The sequence below is a fragment of the Pseudoxanthomonas sp. LARHCG66 genome (assembly GCF_052871755.1).
Genome location: NZ_JBIXJW010000008.1, coordinates 1 through 15,698, shown reverse-complemented (window position 1 = coordinate 15,698; position 15,698 = coordinate 1). Strand labels below are relative to the sequence as shown.

The 15,698-nt window shown below is 67.4% G+C and carries 8 protein-coding genes and 1 tRNA gene; 3 read left to right on the top strand and 6 right to left on the bottom strand.

Translation table 11 applies throughout. The annotated features are described in order from the left end of the window. A complete protein-coding gene (gene bioF, locus ACIPRS_RS17680) occupies positions 1–1,200 on the bottom strand; it encodes an 8-amino-7-oxononanoate synthase (RefSeq protein WP_446539488.1) in 1,200 nt (399 codons plus the stop codon). A 126-nt stretch (positions 1,201–1,326) separates the two neighbouring features. Continuing rightward, the gene (gene bioB / locus ACIPRS_RS17675; protein ID WP_446539487.1) at positions 1,327–2,403 is read right to left on the bottom strand and encodes a biotin synthase BioB; all 1,077 of its coding nucleotides are present in this window, start codon (positions 2,401–2,403) and stop codon (positions 1,327–1,329) included. A 61-nt stretch (positions 2,404–2,464) separates the two neighbouring features. Between bioB and ACIPRS_RS17670 the strand changes: the two genes are divergently transcribed. After that, positions 2,465–3,169: a ComF family protein gene (locus tag ACIPRS_RS17670; RefSeq protein WP_446539486.1), complete on the top strand. Its 705-nt coding sequence runs from the start codon at positions 2,465–2,467 to the stop codon at positions 3,167–3,169. A 15-nt stretch (positions 3,170–3,184) separates the two neighbouring features. Here the strand turns inward: ACIPRS_RS17670 and ACIPRS_RS17665 are convergent, their stop codons facing one another. Beyond that, positions 3,185–4,930, bottom strand: a complete 1,746-nt coding sequence (locus ACIPRS_RS17665) for a hypothetical protein (RefSeq protein ID WP_446539485.1) — start codon at positions 4,928–4,930, stop codon at positions 3,185–3,187. 108 nt (positions 4,931–5,038) lie between these two features. Beyond that, entirely contained in the window at positions 5,039–5,953 is a 915-nt protein-coding gene (gene ubiA / locus ACIPRS_RS17660; protein WP_192203301.1) for a 4-hydroxybenzoate octaprenyltransferase, read from the bottom strand. 99 nt (positions 5,954–6,052) lie between these two features. Between ubiA and ACIPRS_RS17655 the strand changes: the two genes are divergently transcribed. Next, positions 6,053–6,129: transfer RNA gene (locus tag ACIPRS_RS17655), tRNA-Arg, on the top strand. A 131-nt stretch (positions 6,130–6,260) separates the two neighbouring features. Beyond that, on the top strand, positions 6,261–8,918 hold the full coding sequence (locus ACIPRS_RS17650; protein WP_446539484.1) for a protein kinase domain-containing protein: 2,658 nt from the start codon (positions 6,261–6,263) through the stop codon (positions 8,916–8,918). 74 nt (positions 8,919–8,992) lie between these two features. Here the strand turns inward: ACIPRS_RS17650 and ACIPRS_RS17645 are convergent, their stop codons facing one another. After that, a complete protein-coding gene (locus ACIPRS_RS17645) occupies positions 8,993–12,721 on the bottom strand; it encodes a hypothetical protein (protein WP_446539483.1) in 3,729 nt (1,242 codons plus the stop codon). Positions 12,722–12,732: 11 nt separating this feature from the next. Then, on the bottom strand, positions 12,733–15,698 hold a 2,966-nt coding region (locus tag ACIPRS_RS17640), incomplete at its 5' end, for an isopeptide-forming domain-containing fimbrial protein (RefSeq protein ID WP_446539482.1).

The window sequence follows — 15,698 nt, the reverse complement described above, 5'->3', positions numbered from 1 at the left end:
TCAGGCGACGGCGCCGTGCACGCGCTGTACCGCATCCCACGAGCGCGCCAGCGTCGTCACCAGTCCATCCACGTCCTGCGGCGAGTGCAGGGCGGACAGGGTGATGCGCAGGCGCGCCTTGCCGTCCGGCACGGTGGGTGGGCGGATGGCGGGCACGAGGTAACCGGCACTGTCCAGCGCGGCGGACAGGGCCAGCGCATTGGCGTCGCTGCCGCACAGCACCGGCTGGATCGGCGATTCGGAAGCCATCAACTGCAGGCCCGCGCGCTGGGCCCCGCTGCGGAAGCGATCCACCAGCGACTGCAGCTTCTCGCGGCGCCAGTGGTCGCGGCGGGCGTGCTTCACGGCGACGCGGCTGGCCGCCGCCAGCGCCGGCGGCAGCGCGGTGGTGTAGATGTAGGGGCGTGCGGTTTCGGCGAGATGCTGGATCAGGATCTCTTCGCCCACGACGACGGCGCCATAACCACCAAGCGCCTTGCCGAGCGTGACCAGCTGCAGGGGCACGTCGGCCACGCCCATCCGGGCTTCCGCCACGCTGCCGCGGCCGTCCGGCCCCCGCACGCCGACGCCATGCGCGTCGTCGACGAACAGCAATGCCTGCTGCATGCGCGCCACCAGGCTCAACGCACGCAACGGCGCAGTGTCGCCGTCCATGCTGAAGACACCGTCCGTCACCAGCATCGCCGCGCCATCCGCCTGCAGCTTGAGCTGGCGCAATGCGCCTTCCGGGTCGAGGTGCGGGTAACGCCGCAGCCTGGCACCCGCCAGCCGCGTCGCATCGAGCAGGCTGGCGTGGTTGAGCCGGTCCTGCACGCAGACGTCCCCGTCTTCCAGCAGGGCCTGCTGCACGGCGAGGTTGGCAAGGAAGCCACTGCCGAACAACAGCGCACGCGGATAACCCAGCCATTCCGCGATGTCGCGCTCGAGTCCTTCGTGGGCGGCGTGGTGGCCGCTGACCAGATGCGATGCACCCGCGCCCGCGCCTTCGCGCGCAGCGGCGTCCTGCAGCGCATTGGTCACTTCGAACTGCTGTGCCAGGCCCAGGTAGTCGTTGCTGCTGAATTCGGTCAGCCACCGGCCATCGACCTCCACGCGCACGCCGTCGCGCCGGCTGACGATGCGGCGTGTGCGCTGGCGCGCCAGCGCCACGCGTTGCTGGCGCTGGGCAAGGATGCGGTCGTGCAGGTCAGGGCGGGTCATGGTGTCGGCACCGGATACGGAGGATCGCGTCGGCGGATGCGGCCGGGACGCAGCGACGCCGACGCGCCGGTCCGCGATGCCCGCGCCGGCGTGATGGCCTTCGTCCTGCCCCTGTCGTTCCCCCAACTACGCCGCCTGGCCGCAGTGCGGCGCAGGGTGGGTGATGTCGGCATGCACCGTACCGCTGCCCGGGGCATCGGTTCTGTGATGCTCGTGCACGTTTTCCACCTGCACCCTCATCGGCCGCAGGCCCAGGCGTGCGAACAGCGCCTGGTCGCGCTCGGTGTCGGGGTTGCCGGTGGTCAGCAGCTTCTCGCCGTAGAAGATCGAATTGGCGCCGGCCAGGAAGCACAGCGCCTGCAGCTCGTCGCTCATGGCCTCGCGTCCCGCCGACAGCCGCACCATGGAGGCCGGCATCGCGATGCGGGCGACCGCGATGGTGCGGACGAATTCGAACGGATCCAGTTCGGTCGTCCCGTGCAGAGGGGTGCCCGCCACCTGCACCAACCGGTTGATCGGCACCGAGTCCGGATGCGCGGGCAGGTTGGCCAGCGCCTGCAGCAGGCCGGCGCGCTGGTCGCGCGACTCGCCCATGCCGACGATGCCGCCGCAGCAGGTCTTCATGCCGGCAGCGCGCACATGCGACAGCGTGTCCAGGCGGTCCTGGTACTCGCGCGTGTGGATGATGTCGCCGTAGAACTCCGGCGCGGTGTCCAGGTTGTGGTTGTAGTAGTCCAACCCGGCGTCCTTCAGCGCATGTGCCTGCTCACCGCTGAGCATGCCCAGCGTGGCGCAGGTTTCCAGGCCCAGGGCCTTCACTCCACGGATCATCTCGGCGACCTTCGGGATGTCGCGGTCCTTCGGCGAACGCCAGGCCGCACCCATGCAGAAGCGCGACGCACCGGCCGCCTTGGCCTGCGCGGCTTTCGCCAGCACCTGTTCGGCATCCATCAGTTTCTGCGCGTTCACGCCGGTGTCGTAGCGCTGGGCCTGCGGGCAGTACGCGCAGTCCTCCGGGCATCCGCCGGTCTTCACCGACAACAGGGTCGAGACCTGCACTTCGGCGGGATCGAAATGGCGGCGGTGCACGGCCGATGCCCGGTGCAGCAACTCGGGGAACGGCAGGTCGAACAAGGCCAACAGCTCCTCGCGCTGCCAGTCGTGGCGCAGCACCGGCGCATCGCTCGAAATGTGAGAGGACATGGTGGCCTTGGGGAATTAGAGTCGGGGAAGTCTGGAAACCGGGCTGCGCCCTGTCAACCGCATGGATGCTCTGAAAGTTGACGGCTTTTATCGATGGGCCAGCACGCTGCTGCTCGCCCCACGCTGCCTGGTTTGCCGCGAACGTGGCGCCAACGGCGTCGATCTGTGCGCGTCATGCACCGAACAGCTTCCATGGAACAGGTCTTCATGCGTTCGCTGCGGACTGCCGATGCCGGTCTCCGGGGAATGCGGAGACTGCCTGCGGCAGCCTCCCGTGCTGACGCACACCCGGGCGGTGTTCGTATACGGCTTTCCGCTGGACCGGTTGGTCCCGCGCTTCAAGTTCCACCGCGACCTGGCCGCCGGGCAACTGATGGCGGAGCTGATGGCCGGTGTCCTCGCTTCCGCGCCGAGGCCGGAGGCGATCGTGCCCGTGCCGCTGCATGCACTGCGCCTGCGAGAAAGGGGCTACGACCAGGCGCTGGAACTCGCCCGCCCGCTGGCCACCGCACTCGGCCTTGCCCTTCGTGCGGACCTGTTGCAACGCACTCGGTCGACACATGCGCAGTCGGAACTGGACGCCGAACAGCGGCGGCGCAACCTCGCCCGAGCATTCACCGCACGAGACACTGCATCACTGCCCGGTCATGTGGCGCTGGTCGACGACGTGATGACCACCGGCGCGACCTTGCACGCCGCCGCGCACGCGCTGCTCAGGGCAGGCGTGCGACGCGTGGATGCGTGGGTCTGCGCGCGCGTGCCGTGACCGGCACGCCGCAGGTCAGGGCGCGCCGGTGGCCGTGACCCGGCATTGCAGGGTCAGCACGATCTGGCCCGACACCGGAAAACTGGCAATCGGTATGCCGGCACCCTGCAGGTCGGCCACCGGCACGGTGGCACCGGGGCAGAGTGCGCCATTGGAAGCGGCGCAGCTGGCCGTGGGGCCCGGGTCGGCGCAGGCCAGGCCGCTGCCGGGCGTATCGAAGATCCGCATGCCATCCGCCGCACTGGGACCGTTGTTGATGGCGGTCAGGGTGAAGGTCGCGACATCCCCCGAGGTGACGGCGCCGGGCGTGGCCACCTTGCTGATCGACACGTCCGCACGTGGAATCCGCACGTTGCGGAAGCGGCAGGCCAGCTGGTCGCCCGCCACCGGTGTGATCGCAAACGAGGCAGCACTGCCACTGGGCGCTTGGCCACCGCTGCGCGCGTTGGTGCAGGCATACGTCGTGGTGTAGTCGGCCAGGTTCGCACCCCCTGCACCGGTCTCGGCGAAGGTGTAGCTGCTGCCCGCCGTGGCGGGGCTGACGATCGCCGTCTGCGCGGGCGTGCTGGTGGGGCCGGTCGTGGTCACCGCCGCGCCTGCCCCTGCACCGGTTCCGGCAATGGTGAGCGCGAACTGGTCCGTGGCCTGCAGGCGACCGTCGGGCAGTTCCTTGCTCAGGCGCAGGATGGGCCGCGCCGTGTTGGTGATCGTGCAGACGATCTGGTTGTTGGCGGCGGGCGTGACGTTCCATGTCGGGGCCCCGCCCGCGGGCGTGAACGCCACGCCGTTGCGGGTGCAGCTGATCGACGCGGTATAGGCACCCGCCAGTGTGGACGCGCTCCCGCTCGCCATCACGTCACGCAGGTAATACGTCGTGCCCGTGGTGACGGGCAGCGCACCGGTGCTCGCCTGCTGACCGACGCCGCTGCCGGAGGTGGTGGCCTCGCGCACGGTGCCCGCCGCCGACGTCGTGCCGATCTGGACCGTGAACTGGTCGCTGGCGTCGGCGCGCGGGGCGCCCAGCGCCTTGTTCAAGGTGATGGTGGTGCCGTTGCCGGTGATGGAACCGTTGCAGCCGGTCGCGCTGGCCGCCGCGCCCGGATCGCGGAACGCAGTCGCCGGAATGATCGCGGTACCGCCGGCCGGCAGCGTCCAGCGCAGGCGAGCGAAGTTGATGCCGCCATGGTTGAGCCAGTAGACGCGCACCAGCGCGCAGCTGTTCGCATTCGTCGCGATGAAGCTGCCCAGCGTGGCGTACGTGGTCTCGCCCGCCGTCCAGTCGTTGACCACCCCTACGGGGACGTCATACGAAGCCGAACGGTAGTTGGTGTTGGCGTAATCGCTGGAGAGCCCGATTTCGACGTTGTCGTCGTGGGCAATGCTGAGGTTGTAGGTGCCCGCCTGCGGGAACTGGATCAGCGCGTATGACACTCGACCCATGGCCTGGAGGCCGCAGGACGTGGCGCTGGCCACTGCGTTGTCGAGGTTGCAGAGGTTGTAATCCGTCTGCCGGTAGTTGATGTCGGTCGCGGTGCCGGTACGCACGGCATTGGCGGCGTTCGCGGCGATCGCACGCAATGCATTGAGCCGGTCCGCGCCGGTACCGGTGTTGTTCGCGAACGTGGGGCGACCCGCCGGGCCAGTGTAGACAGCCCCGACACGCGAATTGCCACGGTAGTCCTCCCAGCGCACCGTCTGGGCGGCCGCATTGCCCAGGCACAGGACCAGCAAGATACCCGCCAGCCAACGCCCGCTCTTCATCGAAGGGAACCCTGCGATTCCCGCCCCCCTGTCATGTTTCGCCATGGTCGCGCGTTACGTGATGTCACCCTTTGGAAATGAGAAAACTATCACGCTTTTCGCGGCGGATCATGAAGACCACCAGCCCCCCGGAACCGACAGATCCAGCGCCAGACCGGCAAATATCGCCGCGCCTATCCAGTTGTTGTGCAGGAACGCCCGGAAGCATGCTTCCCGTCCCCGGTGGCGGGCCATGACGAACTCCCACGCGACCAGGAGCGTGGCCACTCCCAGGGCCGCCCAGTAACAAGGACCCAGGGCCGCCTGTCTTCCCACCAGGTACAAGGCCAACAGCACCAGCGCATACAGGACGCCCTGGATGACCAGATCAAGATCACCGAAAAGGATCGCGGTGGACTTGGACCCCGCCCGGATATCGTCCTCGCGGTCCACCATCGCGTACCAGGTGTCGTAGGCGGTGGCCCACAGGATGTTGGCGCCATACAGCACCCAGGCCACCGGCGGCACCTCGCCCTGCACGGCGGCAAACGCCATCGGGATGCCCCAGCCGAAGGCGAGCCCCAGGTAGACCTGCGGCAGGTAGGTGTAACGCTTCAGGTACGGGTAGCTCGCCGCCAGGAAAACGCCGACGACGCTCAGCCAGGCGGTGAGCCTGTTCAACGTCAGCACAAGCCCGAAGGCCACCAGCATCAGCACGGCGAACACCAGCAACGCCTCACGCCCACTGACGGCCCCGGTCGCGAGAGGGCGATCGCGGGTGCGTTCCACCTGCGGATCCAGCCAGCGATCGGCGTAGTCGTTGATCACGCAACCCGCCGAGCGCGTCAGCCACACCCCGGCCGTGAACACGAACAGCGTCCACAGCGGCGGCACGCCATCGGAGGCCAGCCACAGCGCCCACCACGTGGGCCACAGCAACAGCAACACGCCGATCGGACGATCGCCGCGCACCAGTTTCCAGTACTGCCCCAGGCGCTCCCGCCAGCGCGGCACTGCAGCCGCTTCAAAACGCTCGTATGTCATGTCGGAAAGGGTAGCAGGCCCGCCGCCAGCCCCCGATTCCCCCGCCTGCACGTCGAAGTGGGCCAACCTGCCGGTTTGCGGCTAGAATGCCCGTCCCGTGCGCCTGTAGCTCAGCCGGATAGAGTAGTGGCTTCCGAAGCCATTGGTCGGGGGTTCGAATCCCTCCAGGCGCGCCATTTCTCCGCGGCATCGACGCGCGGGGCCCCGAAAGCGCTACCCTCACCGCGATGGGTCCCGGTCCGGCCGCGCATCCACTGCATCCTGCCTTCGTGGCACCTGACGCCGTGTCCTTCCCCGACAGTCACCGATGTCCGACCTAGCGGCCCGCGCGCTTGAACTGTTCGACGCGTACGTCGATCTGACACCGTCGCAGCGTTGCGCTGCCTTGGCACGGCTCAGGAAAAGCGACCCCGCACTGCACGATGCCCTGCACAGGCTGCTGGTCGCCGACGCCGCAGAGCACGCGCTGCAGAGCACTGCGTTCGACGCCCTCATCGGTCTTCCGGAGCACGACGATGCCGACCTTTCCTCGTCGCGCATCGGCAACCGCCTGGGACCGTGGCGCATCGACGGCGTGCTGGGGACCGGCGGCATGGGCACGGTCTACGAAGCCAGTCGCGTCGATGGGCAGTACAACAAGCGGGTCGCACTCAAATGCATCCGTGCCGAGATGTCCTCACCGGCATTGATCGATGCCTTCATGCGCGAACGCAACCACCTCGCGCAACTCGATCATCCCCACATCGCCGCCCTGCTCGACGGCGGCGTCGAGGAAGATGGTCGGCCCTGGTTCGCGATGCGGCTGGTCGATGGCATCTCGATCGATCTCTGGGCCGACCAGCAACGTCTGACACTGCACGAGCGCGTGGCGCTGCTCCTGCAGGCGTGCCAGGGGCTGCAGTATGCGCACGCACACGGCGTGCTGCACCAGGACATCAAACCCGGCAACATGCTGGTATCGCCGGACGGACGCGTCCATCTGCTCGATTTCGGTCTCTCCACCGTCATAGACGGGAGGGGTGGCGCCTCACCCCCCCGGATCGCGGTCTCCCATGGCTACACCTCGCCCGAAGTGCTCGCCGGCGGGATACCGTCCGCGGCCAGCGACATCTACTCGATCGGCGTGGTGCTGTACCAACTGCTGGTCGCGGATTGGCCGCGCCCACTGCCGCCACTGCATGCCGGCCTCGTTGCGCAGCCAGCAACGCCGTTGCGCGCGCCCTCCGCGTTGGCGGTCGCGGCATCCGCCGACGTCGCCTGGAAGCGCAAGTGCGGCAACGGCCGGCAGCTGTGCAGACGCCTACAGGGCGACCTGGATGCAATTGCATTGAAGTGCGTCGCTGTCTCGCCGGACGAACGCTATGCCGGCATTGGCGCCTTGGCCGACGACCTCGATCGCTGGCTCAGCCGGCGGCCGGTGGCGGCGCGCAAAGGTGGCCGTCGCTACGTCCTGCAGCGTTTCCTGCAACGCAATGCGCTCGCCAGCATGCTGGCCGTCAGCGTGATCGTGGTTGCGGCGACCGGCGCCAGCGTGCTGGCATGGTTCCATCTTCGCGACCGGCAGGAGATGCGTGACATGCAGGCGGTGTCCGCGCTGTTCGAACAGACACTGGGTGCGGCAACTCTCTCGGGACTCGCCGAAGCTCGCCCTTCCTCCCGGCAGCTGCTCGAGAAATCCGAAGCGCACCTGCGCGAATTCCAGCTGCGGTCCAGCCCCGCCATCAAGGCACGAGCCCTCGCGTCGCTGGCCCGCAGCTACGCCCTGCTCGGCGATTATGAGCATGCCCTTGCGCTGGCCGGTGAAGCCAATCTCCTGTTGGCGGATGATCGCGCGCACCAGTCCGATACGCAGGCGATGCTCGCCACCCTGCTCAACCTCCAGTCCCGCCATGCCGAAGCGCGCGAGGTGGCCGCAGGGGGCTTGGAGCAGGCGACTTCGACACGCCCGACCGCCGACATGACCACGCTCGGCCTGCTGACGGAGCTGGCACGCGCGAACTGGGGCCTGGCGGAATACGACGCTGCGTTCGACGCCCTGAACTTCGCGCAGGAAACTGCCGCCGGCATGCCCTCACGCGTTGCGCTCGATACCCGCGTCGAACTGCTCATCCTGCGCGGCCAATGGCACCTGCAGCTGTTGAACCTGCCCGAGGCCGCCCGCGACCTTCAACGCGCCATCGACCAGGCAGGCACGAGATCTCCCGCGCTGGCAGACAATGCCCGCGAAGCGCGCCTGTCCCTGCTGCTGTCGCAGGCGCGTCATGCAGAAGCCGGCGCACTGGCGGAATCACTGCTGGCCTCGCGCCGCCAGCGACTGGGGTCGACGCATCCGGACACCGTGCGCAGCGAACGACTGCAGTTGGAAGTGAAGTACCAACAGTCCGGCGGGGAGGATATCCAACCCGCCGCAGTAGAGAAGGTGCGCGAAGCGATCGTCGCAGCTTACGGAACGCGGCACCCCGAGTACGCACGCCTGCTGATGCTGGAGGCCCGTCTGCGGCTGCACGAAGATCCAGCCAGTGCACTTGCGCTCGCCAGCCAGGCCTCCCAACTGCTGGAGCAGATGCTCGGCCCGCGCCACCAGGCCACGCTCGCAGCCAAGGAGGAACAGGGCCGCGCGCTCATCGCGGCCGCGGGCCGTCAGTCAGACGCCGATGCCAGTGCCTCGTTGGCGCAAGCCATTGGCCTGCTGCAGGAGGTCGTCCACGCCACCCGTCAGCACCACCAACCCTCCCCCGCCGCCAAGTTCTGGCTGGCGCAGGCGCTGATCCAGCGGGCCGGCCACAGCAGGCCTGCGAACCTGGATGACAGGCAGCAGGCGGAAACCCTGCTGCAGGATGCGTTGGTGGAAGCGAGCCGCCACCTGGGTACCAGTCACGCGCTGACGAAGCATATCCGCCAGTCTCTGGTGCGGAACTACCAGCCGGATACATCCGATAGCGCACCGACAGCCCTTGGCCCCTAGGCCTCGGGCTCACCAACGCGTGGGCATGCGCGCGCCGGACGACGCTGCCGGGCGATCCTTCGCCCGTGATGAGGTCAGTAGGTTCCGACCAGGTTGAGGAACCAACCCTTGTGGTCGTAGTCGAAGTCGGTCAGGTCGTCGCTGAAGTCGGTGAAGTTGTAGCCCACGCCGACGCGGAAATTCTTGTTGAGGTCGCGGTCGACGCCCACCAGGAAGCCCTGCTTCGTGCCGCCGTTGTCGACGTCCAGCCAGCGATACTCGGCCAGCGCGTGCCACTGCGTGCGCAGGTCGTAGCGCACCTGCGCCGCTGCGAACGTGGTCGCCGAATCCAGCCACGCACCCGTGCCGCGCCCCATCCGCACCTCGCCCTCTCGACGGGCCAGCTTGCCGGCGAACTCCCAGTGCTGATCCGGCTTGTAAACGCCCTCGAACGACAGGATCTGCGACTTCTGGTCGTACTCCGCGCCACCCAACTGGCCCAGCGTGGCCAGGTCGTACAGATACGTGTAGCGGCCGAACAGGCCCCAGCGCTGGCTGTTCCACGGGCGATAGGCGAAGCCCACGTTGCCTTCGATGAACTTCGCGCCTGCCAACGGATTGAGCTGGTCGTCGGTATCGGCGTAGTTCAAGCGTGCGGCGATGCGCCAGCTCTCGTTGATCTTGTGGGTCAGGCGATTCGTGCTGACCCACTGCTCGCGCTGCTCCGCACCGGTGTCCTCGCGCCACTCCAGCTTGCTCTGCCAGTCGGTATCCGGTGAGGTGCGCCCGCCGGACACACTGATCGCCCGACGATCGACATTGCCGCCGGTCGAATTCGTCAGCTCGCCATCGGACAGCGTGAAGCCCATGTTCCAGCCCTGGGCCGGATAGAAATCCATGCCGAAGGTGTGTGCCAGGCCCGACTCGTTGCGCTCCTTCAGGAACTGGCTTTCGTTGTACAGGTTGACCTGGTTGGACAAACGCCAACGCTGACCCAGCGTCCAGCCATTCTGCGCATTGCGGGTGAACAGCGAGTCGTAGGCCGTGGTGTCGGTGGAGTACGTGTACGCGCCGTACACGGAATGCTCGGCCGTCAGGCGATGCTCCGCCGACACGGTAGCGCCTTCGCCACGGTCGCCGGTGGTCACTTCCGCGCCGACCGAGGATTGGTTGCCGTACAGGTACTTGCCGCCCAACGTCAGCGCGTTGTTGTCGGCGTACTGCCCCCCATCGTCATCCAGCGTGAACTGACCAACGCCGTACAGTTCCAGCGTGCTTCCGAAGCGATGCTGGTACTTCAGTGCGCCCAGCGTGCCCGCGACGTCGGTCGACGTGCTTTCCTGATCCACACGACGCAGTTCGGCGCTGAACGTGCTGGCATCATTGATGCGCCATTCCAGCGTAGCCTGCGCCTGCGTCAGTGATTCCGCACCACTCTCGGCCCGCGTGTAGCGCGTGTACAGGCCCAGATTGGGGGTGAACTGGCCCAGCAGCTCGGCACCATACTCGGTCACCGGACGGCCGGTGTCGTAGCGCGAGATCGAGTAGCCGGCACTGGCATTGCGCCACCAGGCCCCCACGCTCCAGTCCTGTTCCGTCCAGCCCAGTTCCTTGAAATTGGCGCGGGCTTCGAGCGACTTGGCCTCGCCCTCGCGGAACATGGCCGTGTTGTTCTGCTGGATGAAGCTCAGGCCGCCGTTGTCGGAGAAGAACACGGGCGCGCCGAATGATTCGGTCTGCGCGTACTCGGCCTTGACATAGGTGCCCTTGCCCGCCTGCAGCGTCAGGTCCCCGGCGGCCAGCGTGTAGTCCTGCCCCGCCCGGTTCTCCTGCACGTAGGTGGCACCCACGCCCACATGGTTCCCGAACCAGTGCTTGCCGCGGAAGCCGGCGGTGACGTCGTCGGCATCGAAGCCGGACGGCACCCATTCGTAGTCCACGATCAGGCGCTGCTCGAAGCCGTCCAGCGGCGTGTCGCGCGTCAGCGTGGGAATGTTCTCGCGGGTGATCTGCGTCAATGGGCGCGTCAGCAGGATGCGGCCCTGCAGTTCGTCGATCTCGTAGTCCGCGCCACGCTGCAGGACCACACGGTTTTCCGTGCGGCCCGTGGTCAGGTCGCGGATCTCCAGCGTCACGATGTCCGAGCCCGGCAGCAGGTCGGTGTGGCGCAGGTAGTAGAGGCTGCCGCCCGTGCCGATGAATTCGTTGTGGCCGGGTGCCGTTTCAGCCTGCGAGCCGAACATGCGCAGTTCGGTTCCCGGGTCGCCCCAGCGGTTGGTCGCGATGGAGCGCCAGTTCAACGCCGCGCCGTACAGCGAGCGCTGGTACTGCGCGTACTCGGTGCCGGTGATGCCGGTGCTGTAGTTGCCCCACAGCGCCTGGTTCTTGTCCCAGTCCACGCGCAGGTAGAAGCGCCCCATCGTATCCACGTCACGATAGGTCGTGGAATCGTCGCCATACACCGGGTAATAGAGGTCCGGATCCAGTCGGCGGAACACGTCCTGCGGATCGGCCTGGGTGAATCCGTTGAACAGCCGGTCCAGATCGCGCTGGGTGGTGTCGGCCTGCGCAGTGACCAGATACTTGCCGGCATACTTGGCCTTGCCGTAGAACGCCAGGCGACCGTAGCTGATGACATCATCCTCGTAGCGGCTGTCATTGGCGAACGGTTCAACCGAACCGCTGACCTTGTTCTGCGCGATGGTGACGTCGGCCAGGCCGACGCCGAAGAAGTAGCGTCCGGTGACGTCCACGTCCAGGGTGTGGGAGCCCGTGGCCGAATCCTTGCCTCCGGCGCTCTCGCCACTCAGCCCGATATCGAAGCGGTGCCGCCCGACGGGCACGAGATACTCGGCGACGAACTTCCGCTCCTGGTCGACCGGATAGCTTTCGCCATTGATCGTCAGCGATGCCGTCTGCGGAATGTTGCGGCCCTGGATACGGATGCGGGAGCCATACATCGCGATGTTCTGCTGGCGCAGCCCGTTGTCGGCGAACACGTTGTCCAGCAGGCTCTGCGCTTGCGCTTGCGCTTGCTCGCCACTCAACGCGCTGCCCAGCGAGCGTTCCACGCTGTCGCGCAGCAGGTTGGTACCGCGCTCGGCTTCTTCCGGCGACACCAGCTGCAAGGTCCGCGGATGGGTTTCGTCGAAGCTGTCATTGTCCCCGTAGGCGCGCAGCACGTACACCAGCTCGTCACCCTTGCGGAAGGGGTACTTCGACGGCAGCACGCCCGCCCATTCCACACTGCTGACCGCCGCAACCTCCATCGGAATGGTAGCGATCGGCTCGATCAGGTCGCCGTCGCTGCTGCGGTACAGCGAGATCTCCAGACGCTTGATGAAGGCCGGATAGTTGCCGCGCGCATAGAACTGCACCGGCTTGGTGATGCGTTCGCCATCGAAGGCCACCACCGACGGCGCGGACACCGACAGCTCGGGCTGGCCCAGCGTGGGATCTTCCGTGGCCCAGATGACGCCTCCGCCCGGCAGGTCGATGGAGAACTTGCCCACGGCGGTCGCCTTGCCTGGCTGCTCCATCGCCACGGTGACGCGGCGGTCCGGCTGGAGGGCTTCCGACGATGAGCGCTCGCTCGTTTCCCGCGTAACCGGTTTGTCGTAGCTGCGCGTCCTCAGGCGGAACAGCAGTCCCTCCTCTCCCGTGCACGTCTCGGCGTTGCAGTCCACCGGCGTGGCCATGCCGTCGGCATGGTCCTTCGCCGCCTGCGTACCTGCATCCGTCTGGGCGCCCGCCAGCGGGGCCGTGCCCGCCAGCAGACTGATCAGCGTGAAATCCAGCAGCTTCATCTTCATACGCTTCTTCATGACACGCCCCCTCACTTCCGTACGCCGACAGGGGCTGTCGGATCGTTACTGGCTTCCACGCGGACCTTCGTACGTATCTCCGGACTCAGGCGTTTGGCGAGCGCTTCATAGACCGCCTTGGCACGGCGCATGCCGAGCGCGACGTTGTAGGCGTGCGATGCACGCACGTCGGTGTGGCCGACGATCGCGATGCTGCCGCCCCCCATCCTGTCCAGCGCGGCCGCCACCTTGTCCAGCAACGGCTCGAACTCCGGACGGATGTTCGATTTGTCCGTGTCGAACAGCACCGTTCCAAGCAGGGCACCCCCTTCATCGACACCGACGATCAGCGAGCCCGGATCGTCCACGTTGCCACGCGCACTGACCACCAGTCCCTTGGCCGAAACAGCGTCGAGCTTCTCCAGCAGCGCCGCCTTGACCGCGTTTGCACGATCGAAGGCCAGCGCCTCGCCATCGGCATTCGCATTGATGACCACTTCACCACCCTGGTACTCGCGCACCTTGGCTGCCATGGCCTCGATCACCGGCAGGTACTGCGGACGAACCTCGGCGCTGCCCGGGGCGAAGAACACCTCGCCCATCTCCAGTTCGACCTGCTCGCTGCCGCCTTCGATGACCTGTTCCGGCACCTTCACGCCGAAGTCGAAGCGCACCGGCACACCGGGGGTGATCCGGCGCAGCAGCGGGTTGTCGGTGGTGAACTCGGCGCCGGCCGGCAGGGTGGACGGGTCGACCTTCAGGATGAAGTTGCGACCCCGCTCCCACGCGCCGCCGGACACACCGGCCAGGTGGTAGCGACCGTACTGGTCGGTCTCGATCAGCAGGCCTTCCACCGACGCGATGCGCACACCGGGGATGCCGCGCTCATCGATACCGGCGTTACGGATGATGTAGTTGACCACATAGCCCTTGTCGCCCTGGGCCACGCGCCGCTCCACCGTCGGCGCCGCGGCCGTCAGACCCTTGGCGGCATCGCCGGTGGTCTGCACCGTGGTGTTGCCCGCCGCGTCCATGCGAACGGTGACGCCCTCGGCGCTCGTCAGAATGAAGTCGTCCGTGAAGGCGGCTTCGCTCAGGTGCTGACGGATGACCACTTCATGCGCGTCGATCGCCTCGGCCACCGACTGGCGACCGCTGATGGCGCCCACGGCGATCCCGTGCAGCAGCGGCGAACTGGCGTCCGCTTCAGGCTGCGGTCCTGCGCCGCGGTCCACGGTGGTGGAGTTCGCGATGTAGGCACCCGGGGCAAAGCCGCCCTGCACCTTCACGCCACTCAGTGCCGCGCTGTCCTGCCAGCCATCGCCGTCGCGGTCGTTGAAGACCGTGCCCAGCAGCAGGCTGTCGTCCAGCATCGGATCAGCCGTGAGCACCACGTCCGCAGTGGCGACATTGGACACCGGATCGTCGGTCGCCGAGCGCACCTGCGCCTGGTTGACGTGGGTGCCCGGGCGGACGCCCGCACCGACGCGCATCACATAGACCAGGGTGGCGGTCTCGCCGGCGGCCACGTCCACACCGCCGAAGCGGAGCGGGCTGCTGCCGGAAACCGTCGCCATGGCATCGTCGTCGTTGGCCAACAGCGAGCCCTCGACGTAGCTGAAGCCCGCCGCCGGCGTATCGACAACATTGCCGTTGACCAGATCGGTGCTGCCCACGTTCTCCACGGTCAACGTGTAGCGGACCAGGTCACCGATACGGACCTCGCGCGCGCCTGCCACCTTGCTCAGGCGGATCTCCGGTGCATCCAGTTCATGCTCCGTACTGCAGGTGGTGCAGACGGGCGGCTCACCACCGCCGCCCGACGCGACCACCTGGTTGCCGACGATGGCGCCCGCGTTCGCATTGACGACGGCGTCATAGCTCAGCGCGTGCACACCGGCGGCCGTACCGGCAGGCAAGCGGCAGGTCAGCGTGGTGCCATCGAACGTGCAGCCCGCAGGCAATGCGCCCAGCGTCAGTCCGCGGTCCGGTGTATCCACCAGCACCAGTTCTTCGGTCAGCGCGGACGCGCTGATCGCGACCGACAGGGTGTAACGCACCGTCTGCCCGATCTGCACCTGAGCACCCGTCCCCGGATCGGAGGACTTCGTCACGGTCACGCGCGGCTCGGCCACCGGGGTGACGGTATCGCAACGATCGGCACAGGTCGGCGTGTCGTCACCGGTGCCTACCACCGCATTGTTCACCGTACCCGAGGCCGCGGCATTCACCGTCGCCGTGTAGGTCACCGTGTAGGTGCCAGGCACCGTGCCTGCGGGCAGCGTGCACACCAGCGGGTTGGTGCTGTTGCAGGTGTACGCACCGGCATCGGTCACCGCCACGAAGTCCAGGCCCGTGCCCAGCGTGTCGGTCAGCACCAGATCACCGGTAGTTGCCGCATTGTTCACCGTCGCCGTCAGCGTATAGGTGATCGTGTCGCCTACGCTGACTTCAGTCTGGTCCGCAGGCAATGTCGCGCCCTTCGCGTACGTCACCAGCGGCGGCAGCGGCTCCGTGACCGGCGTTTCGGTGCTGCAGCTGCCTGCGCAGGTCGGCGCGTCATCGCCGGTGCCGACCACGGCGTTGTTCACCGTGCCCGAAGCCTGGTCGTTGACCGTGGCCGTGTAGGTCACCGTGTAGGTGCCCGGCAGCGTGCCCGCAGGCAAGGTACAGACCAGCGGGTTGGTATTGCCGCAGGTGAAGGTGCCCGCCGTCACGGTGCCCAGATCCAGACCAGGACCCAGGGTGTCGGTCAGCGTCAGCATGGCCGTCGTGCGGGAATTGGTGATCGACAGGCTCAGCGTGTACGCCAGGGTATCCCCTGCCGAGACTTCGGTTTGCCCTGCAGGCAGGACAACCGACTTGCTGTACGTCACCGCAGGCGCCGTCACCGGCACCTCCACGTCGCAGTCGGCCGAGCAGGTGCCCTGGTCGCCCACCACCGCGTTGTTCACCGTGCCCGTGGCCGCGGCATTCACCGTCGCCGTGTAGCTCACCG

Bases quoted from the DNA above. Each gene is read 5' to 3' on its own strand.
- bioF (WP_446539488.1), bottom strand. From the start codon at position 1,200: ATGACCCGCCCTGACCTGCACGACCGCATCCTTGCCCAGCGCCAGCAA.
- bioB (WP_446539487.1), bottom strand. From the start codon at position 2,403: ATGTCCTCTCACATTTCGAGCGATGCGCCGGTGCTGCGCCACGACTGG.
- ACIPRS_RS17670 (WP_446539486.1), top strand. From the start codon at position 2,465: ATGGATGCTCTGAAAGTTGACGGCTTTTATCGATGGGCCAGCACGCTG.
- ACIPRS_RS17665 (WP_446539485.1), bottom strand. From the start codon at position 4,930: ATGAAGAGCGGGCGTTGGCTGGCGGGTATCTTGCTGGTCCTGTGCCTG.
- ubiA (WP_192203301.1), bottom strand. From the start codon at position 5,953: ATGACATACGAGCGTTTTGAAGCGGCTGCAGTGCCGCGCTGGCGGGAG.
- ACIPRS_RS17650 (WP_446539484.1), top strand. From the start codon at position 6,261: ATGTCCGACCTAGCGGCCCGCGCGCTTGAACTGTTCGACGCGTACGTC.
- ACIPRS_RS17645 (WP_446539483.1), bottom strand. From the start codon at position 12,721: ATGAAGAAGCGTATGAAGATGAAGCTGCTGGATTTCACGCTGATCAGT.